Origin of the sequence: Salinicoccus halitifaciens, assembly GCF_021026095.1 — a bacterium.
GTDB lineage: Bacteria > Bacillota > Bacilli > Staphylococcales > Salinicoccaceae > Lacicoccus > Lacicoccus halitifaciens.
In genome coordinates this window covers 208,238-230,362 of sequence record NZ_JAJNCU010000003.1, presented here as the reverse complement: position 1 = coordinate 230,362, position 22,125 = coordinate 208,238, and the positions used below count along the sequence as shown (strand labels likewise).

22 protein-coding genes are annotated in these 22,125 nt (G+C 46.6%); 16 read left to right on the top strand and 6 right to left on the bottom strand.

Going from position 1 to position 22,125, the window contains the following annotated elements; translation table 11 throughout:
• The 3 genes from LPW40_RS07630 to LPW40_RS07620 are packed head-to-tail and all read left to right on the top strand — an operon-like array spanning nt 1 to nt 2,612.
• Nucleotides 1-780 carry an ABC transporter permease gene (locus LPW40_RS07630; protein ID WP_230821638.1) on the top strand — a complete coding sequence of 260 codons (780 nt, stop codon included), beginning with the start codon at nt 1-3 and terminating at the stop codon, nt 778-780.
• On the top strand, nt 773-1,531 hold the full coding sequence (locus LPW40_RS07625) for an ABC transporter ATP-binding protein (protein ID WP_230821637.1): 759 nt from the start codon (nt 773-775) through the stop codon (nt 1,529-1,531). The genes LPW40_RS07630 and LPW40_RS07625 overlap by 8 nt, the downstream gene beginning before the upstream one ends.
• A complete protein-coding gene (locus tag LPW40_RS07620; RefSeq protein ID WP_230821636.1) occupies nt 1,524-2,612 on the top strand; it encodes an acyl-CoA dehydrogenase family protein in 1,089 nt (362 codons plus the stop codon). The genes LPW40_RS07625 and LPW40_RS07620 overlap by 8 nt, the downstream gene beginning before the upstream one ends.
• Before the next feature lie 48 nt (nt 2,613-2,660).
• Here LPW40_RS07620 and LPW40_RS07615 read toward each other — a convergent pair whose 3' ends face one another.
• Nucleotides 2,661-4,430 (bottom strand): solute:sodium symporter family transporter, encoded by a 1,770-nt coding sequence (locus LPW40_RS07615; protein ID WP_230821635.1) that lies wholly within the window; start codon nt 4,428-4,430, stop codon nt 2,661-2,663.
• A gap of 203 nt (nt 4,431-4,633) precedes the next feature.
• Between LPW40_RS07615 and LPW40_RS07610 the strand changes: the two genes are divergently transcribed.
• Nucleotides 4,634-5,167 (top strand): DUF6241 domain-containing protein, encoded by a 534-nt coding sequence (locus tag LPW40_RS07610; RefSeq protein ID WP_230821634.1) that lies wholly within the window; start codon nt 4,634-4,636, stop codon nt 5,165-5,167.
• Nucleotides 5,168-5,217: 50 nt separating this feature from the next.
• Here the strand turns inward: LPW40_RS07610 and LPW40_RS07605 are convergent, their stop codons facing one another.
• On the bottom strand, nt 5,218-5,994 hold the full coding sequence (locus LPW40_RS07605; protein ID WP_230821633.1) for an SDR family NAD(P)-dependent oxidoreductase: 777 nt from the start codon (nt 5,992-5,994) through the stop codon (nt 5,218-5,220).
• Nucleotides 5,995-6,265: 271 nt separating this feature from the next.
• Here LPW40_RS07605 and LPW40_RS07600 point away from each other — a divergent pair, with 271 nt between their 5' ends.
• From LPW40_RS07600 to LPW40_RS07570, 7 genes are all read left to right on the top strand, one after another.
• Nucleotides 6,266-7,861 carry an ATP-binding protein gene (locus tag LPW40_RS07600; protein ID WP_230821632.1) on the top strand — a complete coding sequence of 532 codons (1,596 nt, stop codon included), beginning with the start codon at nt 6,266-6,268 and terminating at the stop codon, nt 7,859-7,861.
• Entirely contained in the window at nt 7,861-8,526 is a 666-nt protein-coding gene (locus LPW40_RS07595) for a response regulator (protein WP_230821631.1), read from the top strand. Before LPW40_RS07600 ends, LPW40_RS07595 begins: the two co-directional genes overlap by 1 nt.
• A gap of 134 nt (nt 8,527-8,660) precedes the next feature.
• Nucleotides 8,661-9,644 (top strand): tripartite tricarboxylate transporter substrate binding protein, encoded by a 984-nt coding sequence (locus tag LPW40_RS07590; RefSeq protein WP_230821630.1) that lies wholly within the window; start codon nt 8,661-8,663, stop codon nt 9,642-9,644.
• Between the two features lie 22 nt (nt 9,645-9,666).
• Complete coding sequence (locus LPW40_RS07585; protein ID WP_230821629.1) at nt 9,667-10,119, top strand: tripartite tricarboxylate transporter TctB family protein; 453 nt, start codon at nt 9,667-9,669, stop codon at nt 10,117-10,119.
• A 13-nt stretch (nt 10,120-10,132) separates the two neighbouring features.
• Nucleotides 10,133-11,626, top strand: a complete 1,494-nt coding sequence (locus tag LPW40_RS07580) for a tripartite tricarboxylate transporter permease (protein WP_230821628.1) — start codon at nt 10,133-10,135, stop codon at nt 11,624-11,626.
• A gap of 18 nt (nt 11,627-11,644) precedes the next feature.
• Entirely contained in the window at nt 11,645-12,556 is a 912-nt protein-coding gene (gene prpB / locus LPW40_RS07575; RefSeq protein WP_230821627.1) for a methylisocitrate lyase, read from the top strand.
• 8 nt (nt 12,557-12,564) lie between these two features.
• Nucleotides 12,565-13,971 (top strand): bifunctional 2-methylcitrate dehydratase/aconitate hydratase, encoded by a 1,407-nt coding sequence (locus LPW40_RS07570; protein ID WP_230821626.1) that lies wholly within the window; start codon nt 12,565-12,567, stop codon nt 13,969-13,971.
• Nucleotides 13,972-14,005: 34 nt separating this feature from the next.
• Here the strand turns inward: LPW40_RS07570 and LPW40_RS07565 are convergent, their stop codons facing one another.
• Nucleotides 14,006-14,284, bottom strand: a complete 279-nt coding sequence (locus LPW40_RS07565) for a nucleoside hydrolase (protein ID WP_230821625.1) — start codon at nt 14,282-14,284, stop codon at nt 14,006-14,008.
• Between the two features lie 591 nt (nt 14,285-14,875).
• On the opposite strand from LPW40_RS07565, the gene LPW40_RS07560 reads away from it, so the two are divergent.
• Together LPW40_RS07560 and LPW40_RS07555 are read left to right on the top strand one after the other, a co-directional pair.
• Nucleotides 14,876-15,067 (top strand): hypothetical protein, encoded by a 192-nt coding sequence (locus tag LPW40_RS07560; protein ID WP_230821624.1) that lies wholly within the window; start codon nt 14,876-14,878, stop codon nt 15,065-15,067.
• Between the two features lie 640 nt (nt 15,068-15,707).
• Nucleotides 15,708-16,226: a hypothetical protein gene (locus LPW40_RS07555; RefSeq protein WP_230821623.1), complete on the top strand. Its 519-nt coding sequence runs from the start codon at nt 15,708-15,710 to the stop codon at nt 16,224-16,226.
• 261 nt (nt 16,227-16,487) lie between these two features.
• Here LPW40_RS07555 and LPW40_RS07550 read toward each other — a convergent pair whose 3' ends face one another.
• Together LPW40_RS07550 and LPW40_RS07545 are read right to left on the bottom strand one after the other, a co-directional pair.
• Nucleotides 16,488-17,414 (bottom strand): nucleoside hydrolase, encoded by a 927-nt coding sequence (locus LPW40_RS07550; RefSeq protein WP_230821622.1) that lies wholly within the window; start codon nt 17,412-17,414, stop codon nt 16,488-16,490.
• Nucleotides 17,414-18,529 carry an acyl-CoA dehydrogenase family protein gene (locus tag LPW40_RS07545; protein ID WP_413776001.1) on the bottom strand — a complete coding sequence of 372 codons (1,116 nt, stop codon included), beginning with the start codon at nt 18,527-18,529 and terminating at the stop codon, nt 17,414-17,416. The genes LPW40_RS07550 and LPW40_RS07545 overlap by 1 nt, the downstream gene beginning before the upstream one ends.
• Before the next feature lie 172 nt (nt 18,530-18,701).
• Here LPW40_RS07545 and LPW40_RS07540 point away from each other — a divergent pair, with 172 nt between their 5' ends.
• The 3 genes from LPW40_RS07540 (at nt 18,702) to LPW40_RS07530 (ending at nt 20,631) form a co-directional block, all read left to right on the top strand.
• A complete protein-coding gene (locus LPW40_RS07540) occupies nt 18,702-19,409 on the top strand; it encodes a sirohydrochlorin chelatase (protein WP_230821620.1) in 708 nt (235 codons plus the stop codon).
• Between the two features lie 83 nt (nt 19,410-19,492).
• Nucleotides 19,493-19,930: a VOC family protein gene (locus LPW40_RS07535; protein WP_230821619.1), complete on the top strand. Its 438-nt coding sequence runs from the start codon at nt 19,493-19,495 to the stop codon at nt 19,928-19,930.
• A gap of 62 nt (nt 19,931-19,992) precedes the next feature.
• On the top strand, nt 19,993-20,631 hold the full coding sequence (locus LPW40_RS07530; RefSeq protein ID WP_230821618.1) for an alpha/beta hydrolase: 639 nt from the start codon (nt 19,993-19,995) through the stop codon (nt 20,629-20,631).
• A gap of 46 nt (nt 20,632-20,677) precedes the next feature.
• On the opposite strand, the gene gabR is transcribed toward LPW40_RS07530, so the two are convergent.
• Complete coding sequence (gabR, locus tag LPW40_RS07525) at nt 20,678-22,087, bottom strand: MocR-like transcriptional regulator GabR (protein ID WP_230821617.1); 1,410 nt, start codon at nt 22,085-22,087, stop codon at nt 20,678-20,680.
• Nucleotides 22,088-22,125: the final 38 nt, after the last annotated feature.

The window sequence follows — 22,125 nt, the reverse complement described above, 5'->3', positions numbered from 1 at the left end:
ATGCGCCGGCTGTTTTCGTGGAATGTGGCCGCCCCGGTCCTTGCGATCTTTATTGTACTGGTGATCTGGCAGGCCGCTGTCAGCATTTTTGATATCGAAGCGTGGATGCTGCCGGCGCCTCTTCAGATCATACAGGAAGGCATCGAGATTTATCCGCGCCTCTTCAGCCACAGCATGTCGACTATAACCATCGCACTGGGCGGATTTGCGATCGGCGTATCGGTGGGGCTCATCCTCGCTGTTCTCCTGCATCTGATGCCGCGGGCGAGGCAGGCAGTATATCCGCTTATGGTTCTTTCGCAGAACGTGCCGATCATCGCACTCGCACCGCTCCTGGTGCTGTGGTTCGGTTTCGGCGCACTGCCGAAAATACTCATCATCACACTCGTCTGCTTCTTCCCGATTGCGGTTTCGCTGATCGACGGGTTCCGGCAGACGAACCCGACGCTGCTCAATTATATGCGGATGATCGGTGCAGGCCGCCGGCAGATTTTCTTCAAGCTGGAATGGCCGAGTGCACTGCCGTATTTCTTTTCAGGGCTTAAAATCTCCGCCACATACAGTGTGATGGGCGCGGTCATCGCCGAATGGCTCGGTGCACAAGAGGGGCTCGGCGTCTTTATGACCGTCGCCTCGTCGGCATTCCGGACGGACCAGGTGTTCGTATCGATATTCGTCATCATGATGATCAGTCTGGCTTTGTTCGGTTTCATACTGTTGCTTGAGAAATGGCTGATCCCATGGAATGCGGATGAGAAAGGGAGTGGAAGGAATGGCTGATAAACTGCAGGTTGTGAACCTGTCTCATACGTTCGACGGGGAGTCGGCCGAAGGCGTGCTGGATAAGCTGTCGCTCAATGTGGCGGACGGTGAATTCGTCACGCTGATCGGCCCCTCCGGCAGTGGGAAGAGCACGATCTTCAACATCATCGGCGGGCTGATCGAAGCGGATCAGGGTGATATATACATTGATGGGAAACGCGCCAACGGCACGCGGGGCAACATCAGCTACCTGCCCCAGCAGGATTCGCTTTTGCCATGGCGGACGGTGGAGGACAACGTCGTCCTCGTCCAGGAAATCAACGGCAAAGTCGACCGGGAGGCGGCACGGAAGCTGCTGGAACGTGCAGGCCTTGCCGGCTATGAATTGGCACGTCCCGATACCTTGTCCGGCGGCATGCGGCAGCGGGTCGCCTTCATTCGTGCACTCCTCAGCCCGCAGGATCTGATGCTGCTCGATGAACCATTCGGTGCGCTCGATGAGCTGACCCGCCTCGACATGCAGGACTGGCTGCTCAGGATGTGGGAAGCTGACCGCCGCTCCGTGCTGTTCATCACCCACAGCATCGAGGAGGCACTGTACTTATCCGACCGCATACTGATCCTGTCCGATAAACCGGCGCGGATCATCAGGGAGATTAAGGTGCCCTTCAAACGGCCGAGGCATCACGACATCACGCTTGATGATGAATTCGTTCGGCTGAAAAGGGAAATCTACGGATTATTGAAGGCGGGGTTCCACGATGATTGATGAAAACATGATTGAAATGATCCGGAAAGCGGCGCCCTGCATGGAGCGGGAAGGCAGGCTCACCAATGAGGTGCTCCAATATATATACGATAAAGGGCTGTTCAAATTATTCTTACCTGAAGAAACCGGCGGCAATATGCAGCCGCTCCCGGAAGCATTGAAGATATTCGAGGAAGCAGCCCGTGCGGACGGCAGTTTCGGCTGGCTCGTGCAGATCGGTTCTGGCGCCGGATTCTTCGCCGTGACGATGGAACCGGATGAGGTGAGGGAACACTTCACCGCACGCGACTTCTACATCGCAGGCAGTGACCGGCCGGGAGGTACCGCGCGGAAAGTTGATGACGGCTATATCGTGAATGGAACATGGCCTTTTTCAAGCGGTTCAGATCATGCAAGCCTGTTCACTGCGACATGCAGGATAAAATCTGGAGACCAGGATAACGGGAAACTGTATGCCTTCGCCTTCACGCCGGACCAGGTGACGATTGAACGGGACTGGGATGCATTCGGGATGCGGGCGACCGGCAGCCATACGATTCGTGTGGAGGATGCTTTCGTCCCCGCCAGCCGCCGTTTTGATGTGACTCGTCCGCATTTTTATTTCGATGACCCAGTCTATCATTATCCATTCAGGGCTTTTGCGACGGCGAATATCGCCTCGACCGCGATCGGGGTTGCGAGACATTTCTTTGAAGCGGCGCGTGAACACATCGAATCCAAAAAAGACGCATGGGGCAAAGCAGGCTCCAGCCGTTATGGTCATGCGGTTGAAGTACTGGAAAAGAACGAAGCGGCATTCCTCGAAGCACGAAAAGATTTCTACCATTCCGTTGAGAAATCGTGGAAAGCCCATGTCTCAAGGACGGCTGACGCGGCAGATATGACGGACATCTCAATGCAGAGCAAAATCGCTGCCCGCGCTGGCATCCGGGGTGTACAGAATCTTTACTCATATTTTGGGATGGATATCGTTATGAGGCACCATCCGCTGAACCGCATCTACCGTGATTTGCTCACCGCTTCTCAGCATGCACTGCTTGTGGATTCGGAAGGGGAGCTGGAAGGGTATCAGCGGAAATGAATTCCATGAAAAAATGCTCCGGCACAATGAGCCCGGAGCATTTTTGTATTACCGTTCCGCTTCTTCAACGAATTCCTCATGCCTGCCGACGATGAAGTTCTGGTATTTTTTATTCCAGGATTTCAGGGCCAACATGTACAATAAGACTGTGACAATGATCAGGCCTGCAACGACGGGCAGGAACCAGCCGGATACGATGTTTTCAGGGCTCGCAAGGCCAATTGTGGAGAAGAGTATAAATACAAACACCATCGCACTGGACAGTATGACCGTGACCGGGATGGCATACTTCCATGGGACCATGCTGACGGATGCATTCGGTCTGAACCTGAAGGGCTCCGACAACGGTTTGATGAGCCCTGCCATCAGCATGATGAGGACTGCGACCGCAAACAGTATGCCCTGTATATGGATGAAATTGATCGGTACTTCGATGTTGAAGAACATCGGCAGGCCCCACATCAGCATGTAGTAGCTGATGACATGGACGATGATCGCGACCTTCGGGCCAATCGGCGGAATGTATTTTGAAAATATACCGACGAGGACAATCGCTATAATCGGGATGTTGAAGAAACCGGTGAATTCGCGGATGACCGTCCAAAGCCCGTCCGGTGCGTTGAGCAGGAGTGGCGCAATGAAGAAAGTGACGAGCGACAACGCCACGCCGAACCATTGGCTGATGCGGATCATCTGGCGGTCCGTCGCCCTTTTATTGATTAAAACCTTGTAAATGTCATATGCAAACATCGTAGCGGCACTGTTGAGCAGCGAATTGAAGCTCGAAAACACGGCACCGAGCAGCACGGCCAGGAAAAAGCCGCTCAGGAACGTCGGGAGGAGATCGGATATCAGCGCAGGATATGCCAGGTCCATCGTTTCAAGGCCGGGACCGTAAAGATGGAATGCGATGATTCCGGGAACCATCATCATAAATGGCACGAGTATCTTCAAAAAACCTGTAAGTAAAGCGCCTTTCTGACCTTCTGCGAGGCTCTGTGCGCCGAGCGTACGTTGGATGGCATACTGGTTCGTCCCCCAGTAGAATAGGTTCGCAAAAATCATACCTGTGAAAATCGTACCGAACGGCACGCCGTCATCGCTTCCGCCAATGGCATTCAATTTTTCCGGACTTTCAAGCGTGATCGTCCGCATCCCGTCCAGCATATTACCGTCCCCGAGGGCGATGAAGCCGAGCACGGGCACAATGAGCCCGATGATGAAGAGCCCGATGCCGTTCAGTGTATCCGAAATCGCGACGGCCCGGAGCCCGCCGAAGATTGCATAGCAGGATCCGATGATACCGATGATCCACACCGTGAGCCACATGGACTGCTCGAAAGTGATGCCGAGCGCCTCCGGCACATTGAAGAGCTGAAGCACGGCGATAGCACCGGAGTAGAGGACCGACGGTATGGTCACGAGCCCGTAGCCGAGCATGAACAAAAGCACGACCAGGATGCGCGTGCCCCGGTCAAAACGGTCGTTGATGAATTCAGGCAGTGTGGTGAACGACCCGCCGAGGTAGCGCGGCAGCAGAATCAGTGCCAGAACGATCACGGAGAAGCCCGCCGTGACCTCCCAGGCCATATTGGTCATGTTGCTGCTGTAGGCCTGGCCGTTCAGCCCGATCAACTGCTCTGCGGAGAGGTTGGTGAGGATGAGCGACCCGGCGATGAAACCGCCCGTCAGGCCCCGCCCCGCGAGGAAGTAGCCGGTCGAATCACCGATGGTGTTCCTTGTCTTCAGATAAGAGTACCACGCGACCAGAAACATGAAGAACGCAGCGGATAGGACGGTGAACAAAAACTCTCCCATATGGATACCCCCTGTTTTATCTCGCAATTTACTTCTCTATTCACGTAAATTTACAACTTAAACTAGGGGGGACGAAATTTACATATAAAAAGTCGTTTTATCTCAAATTTTCCTATCTAGGTTAAAAGGCTCTTTTCATTAATAACCAGTTAATGATAATATTTCTATATAAAGGTATTATCAGTTTTACAGGAGGCATATTTTTGAGTACATCATTGAAGCTTATCCTTGGCTTCTTCTCCACGATTTTCCTTGCTTCCATTTCCTTAGGTATATTCTTTTATGTGACAGGTTCCGAAACTGAAAATGTTGCCGATGGCACGAATCCTCTTGAAAATCTGTCGGGACCTGCTGATTCAGAACTCGCACAGCTGGAACGCGGTGAAAAGGAATTTGAAGTATCCCGCGCCCGGCAGGGGAATGAAATCAGTGAAAAGGCATTCGCCGATGATTTACATAAGATGACGCATCAGAAAGTCATGGCGGAAGAGAAGTGGGGGCATAAGCGGATAACGGAGGAGAGTATCGAGGAGATGCTCAGAATCGCTGAAGAGTCCAATTATGAGTATAAAGATTTTTATATCGATACACTGAAGCGGTGGCAGGCAGGGGATTTCAACAACGCCGTGAAGGTGCATAACATCATTTGGAATGCGAACCACGGCACCATCGGCAAAGCCGAGAGACTGTTGTCGCCGCGCGAAGAGCAGAATTACATAATTGAACATTTTGAATGAAAAGCGGCAGTGGAATTTATTATCCACTGCCGTTTCATATTTTATGGTGTTTACGATGACAACGCTGATGCGCCGCCGTCTATCCTCTGGTAAGTGCCGGTGATGAAGGATGCTTTGTCGGAACCAAGGAAGATGACGAGATCTGCGATCTCCTCAGACTGTGCGTATCTGGATAATGGTATGCCGTCGGTGACCGCCTTTTTCGCAGCTTCCGCTTCTTCAGGATTCCGGTTCGCTTCAATCCTTCTCATCATTTCCGTCTCGACCGCATGCGGTGATACAGCATTCACACGCACACCGTAATCCGCCGCTTCAAGCGCCGCTGATTTCGTGATGCCAACGACCGCGTGTTTGGATGCGACATAAGGACTCATGGACGGTGAACCGATCCAGCTTCCGATGGAACCCATATTGATGACCGAGCCGCTCTTCTGCTCTTTCATCACACGGAGCACATGTTTCAATCCGTAGAACACACCGAATACGTTGACTGAAAACACACTTTCGATGTTCTCCTGCGTGATATCGACGAGATCTTCCGTCTTGCCATTGATGCCCGCGTTATTCAGGAATACATCAATACGACCGTAGTGGTCCTTCGTTTCCTTAACGAACTTCTCGACTTCCGATTCATCCGTCACATCGGCGCCGAAAGTGATGACTTCGGCATCCTTTATCTCCTCCGCCGCTTTATCGACGGATTCTTTATTCAAATCGACCAAAGCGATTTTTGCGCCCTCTTCGGCAAATTTCTTCGCTGATGCCAGTCCGATACCGCCGGCACCGCCCGTAATTAATACAACTTTATCTTCATACAGTTTTCCCAAGATGTAACCTCCTAGTTATATTGTTTCTACTATCAATGTTAAAGAATATTCATCTCAGTTTCAAAATATATGCTTATATTAAAATGATATGAAGTATATTAAAGTAACTATTGGTACTAAGCATAGTTGACCGTGAGTTAAAGAAAGGTGATTGTGCCAGCATTATTTCTATAATACTATTGTTATGTGTCGCAATTTTCATATAATGAAGAAAGAGGATAGAAATACGTTTCCAGATTTGAATTTCAAATGATGATGGGTGCCTGATAAAATGAGGAAATTATTGAATATGGGGCTTGAAGCCAAAATCAATGGGATACTGATAGGAATCATCACATCCATTGTCGTGATCATCTCTGTATTTGTACTTTATGATTCCACTAATGAATATTATGATAACGCTGAAAGATTGTCGTTGCAGTCGGCAAAGACTATCTCGTTTCTTCCTTCCCTCGTTAACAATCAGGGTCTGTCCGAAGAGGCGGTGCAGTCAATTGCCAATCAATACATCTTTGAGAACGATATAGATTTTGTCATCATAAAAGATAGTGATGGAATAATCGTCACACATCCTGACCCGGAATTCATAGGAGAATACGAAGCTTATGATGAGCACGATGCTAAAACTAAACTTTTCGGAGCTTATCTCACCTATGAAACTGGCAGGTATCAGGAGCCGGCAATCGTATCCACTGCACCAATCTACCAGGGGGATGAATTCAGGGTGCTTGAAGGGGTCGTAAAAGCAGGATACTTCAAGAGTTCCATCACCAGCAATATATTGGATAAATTATCCACTCTGATTATTATCGTAGTCGTTTTTCTTCTCCTGAGCATGCTCGTCAGTAGACTCTTCACGAGGTACATCAAATCCCAGACATTGGGATATGAACCGAGGGAAATTACAACTATATTGAAGAATAGGGAGAAGATTTTCTCCTCACTGGATGAAGGGATCATCGCTGCGGATCATTCAGGAAATATCACCTACGCGAATGAATCAGGAAAAAGTTTCCTGCCTTCCAATCATGATGGTGCAAATAATATCTTCCATGCACTGCCCCCTGAAGTCGGCGAGATGTTGAAAGAAGAGGAATCAATCGCAGAAAGGTATTTCGGAGTCACCATCGATGGGAGAGAAATAGTGATCTTAATGAAGTACCTGTATGAAAAAGAAGAAGCAGTCGGGCGTATTTTCATTCTGAGGGATATATCGGCAATCGCAAAATTGACGAATAAACTTACAGTGGTGGAGTCTCTATTTGATGATTTAAGAGCCCAGAGCCACGAATATAAGAATAAACTGCACTTGATCTCAGGGTTGCTGGAGATGGATAAATACCAACAGATACGTGAAGTGCTGAATGACGAAATAGACAATTTCGATTCTTATAACAGCAGCCTGGTTAATATCAAGGAAGAGCATATAAAGGCCCTGCTGATCGCCAAAATGAATAAGTCATCAGAAAAGAGGATACCATTTAATATAAACGAGGAGAGTCAGTTGGATAAGGCAGCTGTTAGCGAGGGGATGATCAACCCCTTGATCACGATCATAAGCAATCTTATCGATAACGCCATTGAGGCGGTTGCCGGGATAGAGCATCCTGAAGTTCATTTTTATATAGGAAACTTTGAAGGGTGGATGGAAATCATTGTTGAAGACAACGGCAGCGGATTTGACGACGAAGGAAAACTTTTTGAGAAAGGTTTCTCTACAAAAGGTACCAAAGAGGAGCGGGGTTATGGTCTTTATAATGTAAATAACAATATAAATGCTTTAAACGGTTATTTGGATTTCTCCCACACAGATGGTGTGACACGTTTCATTGCAGAAATTCCATATCAGAAAGAGGGGAATGAATAATGAAGATACTAATCGTCGAAGACGATTTCAGGATTGCTGATTTGTATAAAGAATATCTACAGCAACATTTGAAATCAGTTGAAGTCCATAAAGCAAACAACGCTTCCGAAAGTTTGAAAATTCTTGAGGAAGTAGAAATGGAATTGATGCTTGTAGATATATACCTGCCTGATATGCTGGGCGACGAACTCATGGAAGCAGTCATCAGAAAACATCCGTATATGGATTTCATCGTCATCACCGCCGCCCAAGAAGGGGAAGTCTTCAAAAAAATGATGCAGCTCGGGGCAAAATACTATCTGGTGAAGCCCGTCAAGCTCCAAAGACTGGCAGAAACTGTAAAAAATTATATGGAAAAGCGGAAGTTCATCCAGGGAACACACGAAATAGATCAGGACAAAATCGATGAATACTTTGGACAAAATAAAAAAATACCCAACGAAGAGTTTTTGCCGAAAGGCGTTGATCCGGTCACTTTAAGGGTGGTAGAAGAAGCATTTGAAAAAGAAAAAGAATGGACTTCATCAACACTCGGGGAATACTTGGGCACATCGAGGACCACAGTCAGGCGATACCTGGAATATTTGAAAAGCGCCGGCAAATTAGAAGTCAGCCAGGAATATGGAGACAAGGGAAGACCGGAGAAAAAATATAAGAAAAAATAACCCATGAACTTTATGTTTTTAATTAACATAAAGTTTTTTATATTCTTAAAATTGGTAGCGTTTACATATATGAATCCCTTTGCTAGAGTAATTAAACATAAGCAGTACATATAATGAAAAAGGGGACGATCTTTATGAGAAGGAATACCAAATTTTTGGGATTATTGATGGCGGGAATGATGGGTGTTCTCGCTGCATGCGGCAACGCTTCAGGGGAAGCCGAATACCCAAATGGAAACATTGAAATCGTTGCACCGGCCACTCCGGGTGGCGGTTGGGATACCACCGCTCGTGGTATTCAGAATACTTTGGATGAAAACGGCCTTGTAGAAGAAAATATGAACGTATCCAATAAACCGGGCGGCGGCGGAGAAGTCGGCTGGCAGTACCTGGCGCAGCAGGACAGCCATGCTATATCCATCAACTCAAGTCTTTTGCTGACGAACAATCTGCTGGGGCAAAGTGAATTGACACATGAAGATTTCACTCCGCTCGCAACACTGGCGACTGAATGGATATCAGTTGCCGTACCGGCCGATTCCGATATTGAAAATGGCATCGATATGCTGGATCGCCTGAAAGAGGACCCGACTTCATTGAATATCGCAGTCGGCCCGGCGCTCGGCAATAATGACCATTTGTCATTTGTAAGTGTCGCGGATGAATATGGAGTGGATGTATCGCAGCTGGAGTTCATGATCTATGAGAGCGGCGGAGATGTATTGACTGCACTTTTAGGCGGCCATGTGGATGTGGCGACAATGGCGCTCTCTGAATCATTGGAACAGCATTTGAATGGTGAGATTGAAATAATTGCGACTACTGCGGACAAACCGATACCGGAAGATGAAAGCATCCCTTCCTGGCAGGACCAGGGAATCGATTACACTTTCCCTCATTGGAGAGGCATCATGGGTCCGGCTGATATGACTGATGAAGAAATCGCTTATTGGAATGATACTTTCAGCCAGATGGTTGAGACTGAAGAATGGGGCACATTATTAGAAAACCAAGGCTGGGATGATTTCTATCTGGATCACGAAGGATCAGTCGAATTCCTGGAAGAACAGGATCAGATGTATGAAGAACTGCTGGATACAGCCGGTATGACTGAGTAATACTTATCATTAAGAAAAGAAGGTGGATGTCATCAGATATATCATGCCAATCTTTCTTATACTCATAGCATCAGTATATTTAATTCTTACATTCAACCTTCCTGAGGCAAATATAGGTAATCCTACAGCAGCGATGAACTATCCGCTGCTGATAGGATTTTCATTATTAATCCTCTCTATACTGTATTTGCTCAATGAGTATAAATTAAGCAGAAAAGAAAAATTCGATAATTATAACGTATTCAAAGATAAGGAGCTGACAGTGAAGTTTCTTATCGTATTGGGACTTTGCATAGTGTATTCATTGATATTTGAACAAGTTGGTTTCCTGATTTCGACCTCATTATTTTTACTTGCTTTATTATTCGTGGTGAATGGTCGAAAGCAATGGCTCATCAACATCATTGTAGCAATCACATTTTCATTCGCTACATGGTATTCATTTTCAGAACTGTTAGGTGTCAGCTTACCGTAGAAGGAGGGGGAACATGGGAATAGATTGGAACAGCTTTTTGGAAGGCTTGACTACAGCATTGAGATTTGAAAACCTGTTATTCATCATCATAGGCGGTTTCCTCGGTACAGTGGTCGGTATGCTGCCGGGTCTTGGTGCAGCGACTGCAGTGGCAGTCCTGATACCGATCACTTTCGGTATGGATCCGACAAGTGCGTTGATTCTGATGGGTGCAATATACTACGGCTCGATGTATGGAGGATCGAGATCTTCGATTCTTGTCAATACACCGGGTGATGCATCATCAATAGCAGCGACATTCGACGGCTATCCGATGACCAGGAAAGGTCAGGCCGGTCAGGCATTGACTCTGGCGACATTGGCTTCATTGATCGGCGGATTCTTTGCAATCATCGGCATGATGTTCCTGACGGAACCATTGTCCAGTTTTGCACTACAGTTCGGTCCGGCTGAATATTTCTTCCTGCTGCTGTTCACTTTATCCGCAGTTGTTTCATTATCCAGGGGGAATTTGATCAAAGGTTTCATTTCAATGTTCCTTGGACTGATGATGACCACCGTGGGAGTCGACAGCCAGTCAGGTGTTTACCGTTATACATTTGATATACCTCACTTGAGTGATGGTGTGGATTTCCTGATTATAATCATTGGTATTTATGCTGTAGGTGAAGTTTTTTATAATTTGTTGAATATAAAAAACGAAGATTTAAAAGTGAAGTCGGATGTCGGTAAAGTCTGGATCACGAAAGAACAGTGGAAGCGGATGCTCGGTCCTGCAATCCGTCAGGGGCCTGTCGGTTTCCTGATAGGAATACTGCCCGGGGCAGGCGGTTCCATCGCCTCCATGATCAGTTATTCGACTGAGCAGCAGATTTCAAAAAATAGAGATGAATTCGGTAAAGGAGCACCGGAAGGGCTGGCGGCGCCTGAGTCATCAAATAACGCTGCCGGAGTGGGAGCATTCATTCCTTTACTGACGATGGGCATTCCGGGATCGGGTACGACAGCGGTGATACTTGGTGCCCTGATCATGCTCGGTATGCAGCCGGGACCGATGTTATTTGAAAATCAGCCTGAAATCGCCTGGACGTTCATCAACAGTCTATTCATCGGGAATATCGTCCTCGTGATCATCAACCTGGCGTTGGTCGGTGCTCTGATTAAGATACTCAAAACACCGTCCAAAATACTTTATCCGATTATTTTGGTGCTGGGTTTCATAGGCGCTTATACATTGGGTTACAACATCATCGACTTTTATATACTTATCATCTTCGGTCTTCTGGGGCTGGCCATGAAATTATTGGACATCCCGCCGGCCCCGTTGATTCTTGCAGTAATTATAGGAAGTTCTTTGGAACAGAATTTCCGTATGGCGAATGTCAGATATGACAGTTTCATGGATATATTGACGGCTTCACCCATCGCAATGGTTTTTGCTGCGTTGACGATCCTGTCGATATTCTTACCAAAAATATTAAATTACTTAGCCAAACCGAAAGTTTAATTATGGAGGAAGAAAATCATGACATGGTTGACGGAAGAAAGGAAAGACCAGCGGCAACTTGCAGAAGAATTCATGTCGCAGGTGGAAGCCGAAGAGACACTTCAGGTCGCCGGCGCCCATGATGGAATGAGCGCCCTGCTGGCCAGGGAAAGCGGCTTTAAGGCGCTTTACCTGTCAGGCGGTGCACTGTCAGCGAGTAAAGGGATACCTGATATTGGCTTATTGACGATTGATGATGTCGCTCACAAGGCACAGGAGATCATCAGAGCTTCGAATATGCCTGTGCTGGTGGATATTGATAATGGCTTCGGCGAGCCGCTTAATGTAGCGAGGACCTGTCATCAGATGGTGGAAGTCGGAGTTGCCGCAATCCAGATTGAAGATCAGAAAATCCCGAAGAAATGCGGGCATCTGAACGGAAAGCAACTGATTACGAAGGAAGACATGGTCAAAAAGTTACAGATGATAAAAAAAATCTCCCCTTCATTGAAAATCGTCGCCCGCTCTGATGCCTTTGCGATAGAAGGGATGGAAGGGATGCTGAACAGGCTCAAAGCCTATACTGCAGCCGGGGCGGATATTATATTCCCTGAAGCGATGACGGATTTGGAAGATTTTAAAAAGGTTAAATCCTCCATAGATATTCCTGTTCTTGCGAACATGACCGAATTTGGGAAAACGGACTACATTTCCAAAGAAAGTTTCGACCAGATCGGCATCAATCTGGTGATATATCCGGTTTCTTCATTAAGAGCAGCGGCACAATCCGTAAAAGAGCTTTACAGAACCATATTGGAGGAAGGCTCACAGAAGCCCTTCCTCGACAAGATGCAGACACGGAAAGAATTATATGAAATATTGAACTTAAGAGAATATGAGGAGATGGACAATAATATCAGCAAGACCATCCTTCCTCAAGATAAGGTGTGACATATCAAGTGGGGAATTCCGATATTTTGGAAAATATAGCTGCCTATTGTGATCAGGATATCGAGTTTGATGGCCGAACGATGGAAATAGCCAATTTAGTTCTGAAGGACAGCCTCGGCTGTATGATTAAGTCTTTGGATAACGAGGAGTGCCAAATGATGATCGGTCCTCTGGAGGAAGATGACTTCAGGGAAAATGGTATTAAGGTGCCGGGGATCGACAAGCCAATGAGTTTGCTCGATGCCAGTTGGAATATCGGCACACTGATACGTTGGCTGGATTATAACGATTGTTTCCTGGCGGAAGAATGGGGACATCCATCGGACAACCTCGGCGGCATTATTGCGACAGCCCTCCACTTGGAGAAAAGCGGCCATCGCATGACCGTGCGTGATGTATTGGGCTACATGGTGAAAGCACACGAAATTCAGGGTGTCCTCTCACTTTCCAACAGTCTCAACAGGAACGGCTTTGACCATGTGTTCCTGGTCAAGCTCGCCACAGCGGCCGTCACCACAAAGATGATGGGCGGCGGCAGAGAAGAAATCAAAAACGTTTTAGCCAATGTATTTATCGATGCCGGACCGCTCAGGATCTACAGGCATTCACCGAATGTCACGACGCGTAAATCCTGGGCTGCAGGAGATGCGACTGCACGCGGCGTCCACCTGTCCTTGTTGAACAGGAAGATGAGCGAAGGCTATTTGAATGTTCTGGAGGATGCAGACTGGGGCTTCAACAACGTGGTGATGAACGGTAAAGATATTACGGTGACTCAAGAAATGAACAGCTACGTCATCAACAATATATTGTTCAAAGCAGGATTTCCTGCAGAATTCCATGCACAGACTGCGGCAGAAGCGGCGATGGCACTCCATGGGAAGTATGGGGACAGGCTTGCTGACATTGAAACGATCAAAGTCAAAACCCATGAATCCGCCATCCGGATCATTGCGCATAAGGATAAGTTGGATAATCCATCGGACAGGGACCATTCACTGGAATATATCATCGCAGTTTCTTTATTGAATGGGGATTTGAAGACGGAATATTATTATGATGAATATCATCAAGGTTTTCCTGTCATCGATGATCTGCTCGGGAAGATGGATGTGACGGAAAGTAAGGATTACTCGAGGGAGTATCTTGAAAGGGATAAACGATCCATCGCAAATTCCGTGCAGCTGATCTTCAAAGACGGCACGGAATCCGAGGAAATTGAAGTGAAATATCCGGTCGGCCATAAGTTCAGAAGAGATGAAGTCAGGCCGATCCTTGGTGCGAAATTCAAAGATAATTTGAAAGACTTTTTCTCCGGGGAAAAGATAGAAGATTTGCTGGGTCTGTTTGAAGACAGAGAAACGCTTGAAAAAATGAAAATCTCGGAGTTCTGGAATAACTTTTTAGATGATTGATATAAAAATGGAGCATACCAATGTATGCTCCATTTTAATTACTTTCCATGTTCAACGTCCTGATGAAATCCTCCAGAAACCGTCCGCTGTCCACTGCGGTGCAGATGTTTACGTTCGGCTCTTTCCCAAGCAGTCCCCTGAAGTCGCATATGGTCTGGCCATAGCTGAGAGGGCTTGAGGTTTCGACATCTACATAATACTTTTCCGTCTTGAGGAATGCGGGATCGAGCACGTAGCCGACGGTAAGCGGATCATGCAGTGCGCACTGTCTTTTGCCGTAGGTCCTGAGACCGTATGTCATATATTCATCCATGGACACTTAGATAAAGTCATGGTATTTTGTACATTCAATTATTTTTATCTCTTCTTTTATTATGGCTTTTTTTTAACTCTCCAATCGCAACTCCTGCTCCAGTACTCAAAGGAAATCCTATAACTAAAGACATAAAAGCATCCAAGATAATTGTGCAAGAAATAGAGTTCGAATCGCTTTTAAATTTCCTAAATATATCGTTTCTTCTCATTTATAGTTCCTGGGTTGAAAATAGGAGTTAAATTTCTTTAATCCTTTTATCATTATTATTAAAAGCAGCAGAAAGAATTACAACCAATAAAGCTCCGAAAAAAGCTTTAAATAGGTCTATCTCACTGGAAAAAATATAATCTAAAGCTATTATTATAATAAATATAATTATATATAATAAAATATCTTAAAATCGGATTTTCTTTAAAGAACATTTTACCATTCTCCTCTTTTATTTACTTACTCCCTTTTGATAAAGTACACATTACAGGATGATATATTTCATATGAAAAACGGTTTTCCCTTTTAAAAAATATCCCTTTTTATCTTACATGATCTGAATACATTAAAGACATAACCCATAATAACAGAGGTCTTAAAATGAAACGATTACTAAAGAAGTACATCCCTATTGGATTAACTATGTTTGCTATCACTCTAACTTCCAGAGTCACTTTGAATGACGGAAATTTTGAGCTTTCACATATTTTAACAGCAACCATTATGGCTATAGTCATGATGTTAACAACTGCTTTTTTTGATTCTCATCCAATGAATAAGGAAGAAAAATAAAATTTATTCCAAGATCCTTTTGTATGAATCAACAGTCACTTCAAAAGCTTCCGTTTTATGTTTAAAATAGAATACATCCGCTAATAGTCAGGGAGAATAGGAGTTTTAATAACATGAGTGATAGATTTGCACAGATACTTAGTTTCATAATTGGTTTTGTTTTTTTCTTGTTCTATGTCGTAATAGTAAATTCGATACTTGATCACGATGTCCTGAGCTTCCCCTATATAATACTGACAATCTATTTTTTTATTTCTATTTTTACATTCCCTATAGTCAGTATAGAAACTGAAGAAAAAACTCCAAGCTGGGAACCTTTAAGCTCTCGTTATTCTCTAATAATTGCCTATTTAGTTTCCCCAGTATGGGTAATTATAAAAATTTTAAAAAATAAGGATTAGTTCTTTTTATATAAAAACCACTACTCTCCTTAACAATATCTTTGAATTCATTTTTACGTTCAAGTATTTTTTCTGACATAACATTTGCAATAGAAGTAAAGAAGTATACCTATTTTTTATACTAAATATAGGTATATTAAGGCAGAGAGATCACCAGTCGTAAACCGAAGATGTCACCCTTAGTATTTAATATTAAGTTAAAAAAGAATAGTTCAAAACTAATAAAGAAGGAGTTCGAAATGTTAGAAGCTTTTACAGCAATAACTACCTCCATAACTGCAATACTTAGTGTTTATATAGCATTTAAATCCCATAGAACAACAATAAACGAAAAGAAAATAGAAAAAGATGAATTCAGTATAAAATTAATGGATTTACACAAAAGTAAAAACAGTCATTATTTTAATATAATTTTTGTATTGAGTATGTTGGAAACTCCAATCAATGAACCTAAAAAAATTTATAAATATATTGAGCAGAAAGATATATATGATCATACTGTCCAATACGTAAGAAATACTGAAAAATTCAAAGAAGAAAGAATCGAACAGTTAAGTTTAGAAGATACAGAGAGATTATCAGAATCAATATCACAATCTCTTCACTTATTAGCACAGATAGGACTATTAAATGAATACATAACTGACGATAATTTAAGAAGTGCCATGTTAAAACAATATCCAAAAGAAGAAGATATCTACCAAGAACAAAACAAAAAAATCATAACAGCTGCTAAAGATTTATTAGATATCTTTTAAGTAATGTTTCTTCCAATTTCCTTTTGGTGTGAACCAACGGCCACCTTAAAACCCAAAAGCTATCAGTAGGCGATCTTGATACTTCATAGTATCCGCCTACCGACAGCTTTTTAATTTATTCAGGAGTGCTTTTTTCACCAAAAGCATTCTTGGCATAAAAGAATCCTTCTCATAAGCCTTTATAGCTGTATAAGCTTCATTTCCTATATCTAAACTTACTGTTGTTTCGTGTGACAATTAAACTCTAGTTGATGAAATTAATTATAAGTTCAACGTCCCAATGAAATCCTCCAGAAACCGTTCACTGTCGACCCCGGGGCAGATGTTTACGTTTGGCTCTTTGCCAAGCAGGCCCCTGAAGTCGCATATGGTCTGGCCGTAGCTGAGGGGGCTTGAGGTTTCGACATCTACATAATACTTCTCCGTAGTGAGGAGTGTGGGATTGAGCACATAACCGACGGTGAGCGGGTCGTGCAGGGCGCACTGCCTTTTGCCGTAGAGTCTCAGGCCGTATGCCATATATTCGTCCGTCGCGTCTTTGACGAAGTTGTAATACTTCGTATCTTTAAGTTTCTCCACATGTTCATCCGTCATCATGACCTGATGGGTGACGTCGAGGCTGACCAGGGTGATGTCGAGCCCCTTATGGAAGACGACTTTCGCCGCTTCGGCATCTGCGAATATATTGAACTCGGATGTCGGCAGCATATTGCCGTGTCCGGCATTCGACACCACACCGCCCATGATGACGACTTCCCCGATCATATCCTTGATGGCCGGATCCTTCTTCAGGGCGAGGGCCAGGTTCGTCAGCGGCCCGACCATGATGAGGGTGAGGTCTTTATTGTGCTCGTATGCACTCTCAATGATGAAATCGGCAGCGAAGGTGTCTTCCAATTCCTTCGTCACGGTCATATCGTCGAGTGCGTTGCCGATGCCGTCATTGCCATGCACTTTGAACTCATGGACGGCTTCCCTCAAATAAGGCTCGACGGCGCCCGGGTATGCCGGGATATTTTCCCCTGCAAGGTGCAGCACTTTTAGCGTATTCTTTGTCACGTAATCGAGCGGCACGTTGCCGTTCACGGTCGTGATGCCGAGGATATCGAGCTGCTTGCTCTCAATGGCATACAGTATCGCAAGGGCATCATCGATGCCCGTATCCACATCCATTATGACTTTCTTCATCATTGATCATCTGTCCTTTCAAGCGAATGTTTCGCAAGGTTCACAATCACCATATCATCCATCGGCGGGTTATGGAGACCGGCCCGCACGTTCCTGTAATGGCGCTGCAGCTCATTGTCCGCATTTAGGCTCTTTGCGCCGACGACGCGCATGGAGAGATCGACAATCTCCACGGCTTTGTTGACTATGGATGTCTTGACGGCACCGAGCTTCGGCCCCATGTCTCTGCGTGCCTCTGCATCCGCCTGATCCCATTCATTTGTAGCAGAATAAAGAAACGCCTCAGCTTCCATTGCAAGCAGTTCAATCCTGCCGAGCTTCTCCTGTACGTTCGGTAGCTCCGAAATCGTGCCTTTGATGCTGTTGGGGGAGTAGCTTTTGGCAAACTTCAACGCCGCTTCCTGTGCGGCCCGTGCGATGCCGAGGTAGCAGGCAGGTATGTGCAGGAGCCACCCCGACGGATCTTTTTTGCCCGGTGTCCGGAAGGCAACGAGGTCTTCTTCTTCCACCACAGTGTCTTCAAGGATGACATCATGGCTGCCGCTCGCCCGCATGGCGATGGAATTCCATGTCTCCTCGATTTTGACACCCGGGAGTGCCATGTCGACGAGGAATTCACCGACTTCATCGGTCTCTTCGATTGAGGCGACGATAATGGCATATTTCAGGACGGGGGAGAGTGTGGAGAACGTCTTCCTACCGTTCAAAATCCACTGCCCACCTTGCTTCCGGGCGGTCGTCTCCGGCTTCCCGCCGCGTGTCGGGCTGCCCGTCGCGGGTTCTGTCGCGAGGTTGTTGATCAGGGCGCCGTTTTCTATGACGTCGGCGACGACCTTTTTATAATTTTCTTCATCCCATGTCTTCTTTTCACCGATGTCCATGATGATGCCCATATGCCAGCCGATGGAGAGTGCCGTCGCACCGTCATATTTTGCGATTGTTTCCTGATGCTTCATCAGTTCGGTGAGGCTGATGCCCCCGCCACCGTATTCCTTCGGGATGGACAGTGCGGGGTAGCCGACCGCCTTCAGCTTGTCGAAATTCTCAAAAGGGAAGGTCAGGTCTTCATCATGCTGCTGTGACGTTTCCCTGAACTGCTCAGCCGTTTTTTCCATCAATTGTATGCGCTGTTCATAGTCGAGATCCTTCAATGTTTCCAAGGTCGTATTCCTCCCGGACATTCATGTTTAAAATATATATCCTTATAATTATTTCACAGCGTGCGGGTTTAATCAAAGGTGCAGAACATGGGTATAGTGTATAATTTCATTGAAAGGGGGATGGCCCATGCTGAAACATCTGCTGCTCGCTCACGGTACACGACGGGGCGGCCTGAATAAGAGACTGGTGTCGCATATTGAGGATGTGATGGCACCGCATGAAGCGGAATTTTCAATCGCATTTCTGGAGAGTGAGACCGAGGATGCCTATACCGTAATCGGACGGCTGATTGATGAAGGGACAGAGCATATCGTCATCACACCGCTTCTCCTGCTGCCGGCCTCCCATCTGAAGAAGGATATCCCCGAGATCGCATCGTATTTCAGATCTTCATATCCCCGGCTGAAGATCGATATCCGTCCGGCGCTTGTGGGCCATCCTTTGATTCAGGAAATCGTCAGGCAACGGATCAGTGAAGCTGAGGAGAAGGGTAACACGGGCATTGCCGTGGTGGCGCACGGCAACCCGGACTATCCGGATGCTGAGACAGCACTTGCCGCGTTCACTGAAACACTGGAGGCGGGGTATCCTGCACACCCGATGACGCTGTACGGAGACCCGGGCCTTGAAGAAGCGCTCACGGAAATAGCTGGACGGTATGATCACATGATCATCGTGCCTTTATTTCTATATGATGGTGTGATGACGGAGAAGGTGAAGAGCGCTGCTCAATCACTCGACCTGGGGATATCTTATGAAGTCACGCCTTCCTTGAATTTCGACCCGCTGCTCGGCCGGGTGATTGTGGATCATATAGACGGGCAGCTGATGTAAATGGGATTGGTGTAATAATTCCCTTTGAAGTGAAATCGTTGTATAATAAAACCGTTAAAAAACGTTTTCACAGGAGGGATATCATGTTCAAGGCAGTGCCATACTTCAATTTCAAGGATGCACTCGAGGCGATCGATTATTATGTGGAGTATTTTGATGCAGAAGTGGTGGGTGTGACGAAGGAGGATCATGAGATGTTCGAAGGTTCGCTTGATGAAATGAATATGACCAGAGAGGAAGCGGAGAAGTTCATCATGAATGCTGAAATCCGGATACTCGGTGAGCCGATCTACATCAGCAGCACATGGGGCGGTAAGGAGATCAGCAATGAAGGGACGCAGGTGGCCTTCATCTTCGACGGCGATGACGAAGAGGCGGTGGAGACGGTGACGGCGTTTTTTGAGAAGGCATCCGCGGCGGCTGCCGAAGTGAGCATGCCCCTCGGGCCGGTTGAATGGTCGAAGCTCTTCGGCGCATTCACGGATAAATACGGCGTCGACTGGATGATCAGCGCGGAATAATTTTGTATTCCATGCCCGAATTCAATATAATATGCATTATAACGACTATAGGAGGCATCACTGTGCAGGATACTTTTCACTACGAAGTCAGAACTCCCGAGAACTATGATGAAAGCAAAAAATACCCGATGCTCGTCGGGTTCCACGGCATCGGACATAACGAAAGCTTTACATGGAACACATTCGATGAGCTGACGGATGAATTCATCGTCGTCGGTGTACGCGGCCATCTGAATTACAACAACGGCTATGCCTTTTATTATCTGGAAGGGTTCGGCAAGCCGGATATGGAAACATTCGATGACTGCATGGAGAAGCTGCCGGCGTTCGTCGAAGAACTGATCAAGGAATATCCGGTGGATGAGGATCACGTTTACCTCGGCGGCTTCAGCCAGGGCGCAATCCTCTCCAACACACTCGCTCTGCTGCTCGGCGGTAAGATCAGCGGCATCGTCTCCATGAACGGCTACGTGCCGGACTTCCTGGAGGAGCGGTACGGGGTGAAGGATGTCGGCCATCTCGATGTCTTCCTCTCGGACGGCAGGGAGGATGAATTATTCCCGCCCGAAGTCGGCGGCAGAAACGCGGCGTACTTCAAGGAAAAGGGCGCGAGCGTCACGTATACGACTTACGACACGGGACATACGATCGGTGACGAAAACAAGGCGGACGCCGTGCAGTGGCTCCGCGATAAAATTTAGAAACCATTTTGAAAGGCTCTGTGGAATAAACTCCGCAGGGCCTTCTTTATTCAAAAATCACGGTGTGGAGGCATGCCGCGATTGCATCGGCTTCCTCCGTATCGAGGTTTGCGAATCCGAGTACATAATCTTTCCACTTATCGTCATCTGCGACATACCCGGTTGAAAAGCGTCTGATGTCATACAGTTCGAGGGAGGCGGCCTCCGCACGGGCCTTTACATCGTCGTATGAACGGGACGTTTTGAATTTTGCGATGAAGTGGAGCCCCGCCGGAACATCCACGATGTCGATTGTTTTTCCGAAGCGTTTCCGGAGCGCATCGATCAGGATGGTCCTGTTGTTCTCATAATGGCTGTTCATCTTTTTGACGTACCGGCTGTATTCCCCCGATTCGATGAAGTATTTCAACGTGTAGAGCTGGAGGCTGTCATTGCCCTGAAGCCAGTATTTATACCGCGCCTTATATTTTTCGAGCAGCTCCGGCGGCAGGATCATATAGCTGATCCTGAAGCTCGGCAGGAGGGTTTTCGAGAATGTCCCCATGTAGATCACTTTCCGGTTTTTATCGAGGCTCTGCAGTGAGGGGATGTTGTCGGTGCCGTATTTGAATTCACTGTCATAGTCATCCTCGATGAGGTAGCGTCCCTCTTTTTCGGACGCCCAGTTCAGCAGGTCGATCCTTTTCGATATCGGCATGATCATGCCGAGCGGGAACTGATGGGACGGTGTCAGAAACTGGATGGCCGGGTCTTCTTCCTCCATTCTCTGCATGTCGACGCCCTCATTATCAAGGGGGATGTTGACGACATGGATGCCCTTGTCGTTCAGCATATCCCGCACCCTGGAGTACCCCGGGTTTTCAATGCCGACTTTGACATCGGGTTCAAACAGATCGATGAGCTGGCTGATCAGCGGCTGGGTGCCGGTGCCGATGACAATCTGTTCCGGGAAGCAGTTGATGCCGCGTGTGACGGAAATCAGGTTCTTGATCGATTCCCGCACTTCAAGCGGCCCCTGCGGATGATTGAGGCGCGAGATGTCGAACTGGTGCTTGTTGATCACTTCCCTCTGGAAGCTCATCCACTTCTTGTATGGGAAGTGTGTGCTGTTCACCGTCATATGGGAGAGGGAATACTGATACCGTTTCTGTACTTCGTCCTCTTCCAATGACTCCGGCAGTGCTTCCGGGAACTTCGTCTCCGGATTGTATTTATTAATCGCTTCCGTATAATAACCTTTCTTTTCGACGGCATATACATACCCCTCCGCGATCAGCTGATCGTATGCCGTGGCGACCGAATTCACGCTTACGTCCAAATCTTTGGCGAGCTCCCTTTTTGAAGGCAGCCTGTAGTCTTTCGGTATCTTTCCGGAGATGATCATATCTTTTAAGCTTTCATATATCTGACGGTATTTATACTTCGAATGGCTTTCCGACAATCTGATTTCAAGCATGGCCTGCCTCCCCTTTAAATCTGGTGCCTAAACTTTTA

Bases quoted from the DNA above. Each gene is read 5' to 3' on its own strand.
- LPW40_RS07590 (WP_230821630.1), top strand. From the start codon at position 8,661: ATGAGAAGGAATACCAAATTTTTGGGATTATTGATGGCGGGAATGATG.
- LPW40_RS07565 (WP_230821625.1), bottom strand. From the start codon at position 14,284: ATGGATGAATATATGACATACGGTCTCAGGACCTACGGCAAAAGACAG.
- LPW40_RS07630 (WP_230821638.1), top strand. From the start codon at position 1: ATGCGCCGGCTGTTTTCGTGGAATGTGGCCGCCCCGGTCCTTGCGATC.
- LPW40_RS07545 (WP_413776001.1), bottom strand. From the start codon at position 18,529: ATGGAAAAAACGGCTGAGCAGTTCAGGGAAACGTCACAGCAGCATGAT.
- LPW40_RS07580 (WP_230821628.1), top strand. From the start codon at position 10,133: ATGGGAATAGATTGGAACAGCTTTTTGGAAGGCTTGACTACAGCATTG.
- LPW40_RS07625 (WP_230821637.1), top strand. From the start codon at position 773: ATGGCTGATAAACTGCAGGTTGTGAACCTGTCTCATACGTTCGACGGG.
- LPW40_RS07615 (WP_230821635.1), bottom strand. From the start codon at position 4,430: ATGGGAGAGTTTTTGTTCACCGTCCTATCCGCTGCGTTCTTCATGTTT.
- LPW40_RS07595 (WP_230821631.1), top strand. From the start codon at position 7,861: ATGAAGATACTAATCGTCGAAGACGATTTCAGGATTGCTGATTTGTAT.
- LPW40_RS07540 (WP_230821620.1), top strand. From the start codon at position 18,702: ATGCTGAAACATCTGCTGCTCGCTCACGGTACACGACGGGGCGGCCTG.
- LPW40_RS07550 (WP_230821622.1), bottom strand. From the start codon at position 17,414: ATGAAGAAAGTCATAATGGATGTGGATACGGGCATCGATGATGCCCTT.
- gabR (WP_230821617.1), bottom strand. From the start codon at position 22,087: ATGCTTGAAATCAGATTGTCGGAAAGCCATTCGAAGTATAAATACCGT.
- LPW40_RS07535 (WP_230821619.1), top strand. From the start codon at position 19,493: ATGTTCAAGGCAGTGCCATACTTCAATTTCAAGGATGCACTCGAGGCG.
- prpB (WP_230821627.1), top strand. From the start codon at position 11,645: ATGACATGGTTGACGGAAGAAAGGAAAGACCAGCGGCAACTTGCAGAA.
- LPW40_RS07620 (WP_230821636.1), top strand. From the start codon at position 1,524: ATGATTGATGAAAACATGATTGAAATGATCCGGAAAGCGGCGCCCTGC.
- LPW40_RS07560 (WP_230821624.1), top strand. From the start codon at position 14,876: ATGAAACGATTACTAAAGAAGTACATCCCTATTGGATTAACTATGTTT.
- LPW40_RS07600 (WP_230821632.1), top strand. From the start codon at position 6,266: ATGAGGAAATTATTGAATATGGGGCTTGAAGCCAAAATCAATGGGATA.
- LPW40_RS07555 (WP_230821623.1), top strand. From the start codon at position 15,708: ATGTTAGAAGCTTTTACAGCAATAACTACCTCCATAACTGCAATACTT.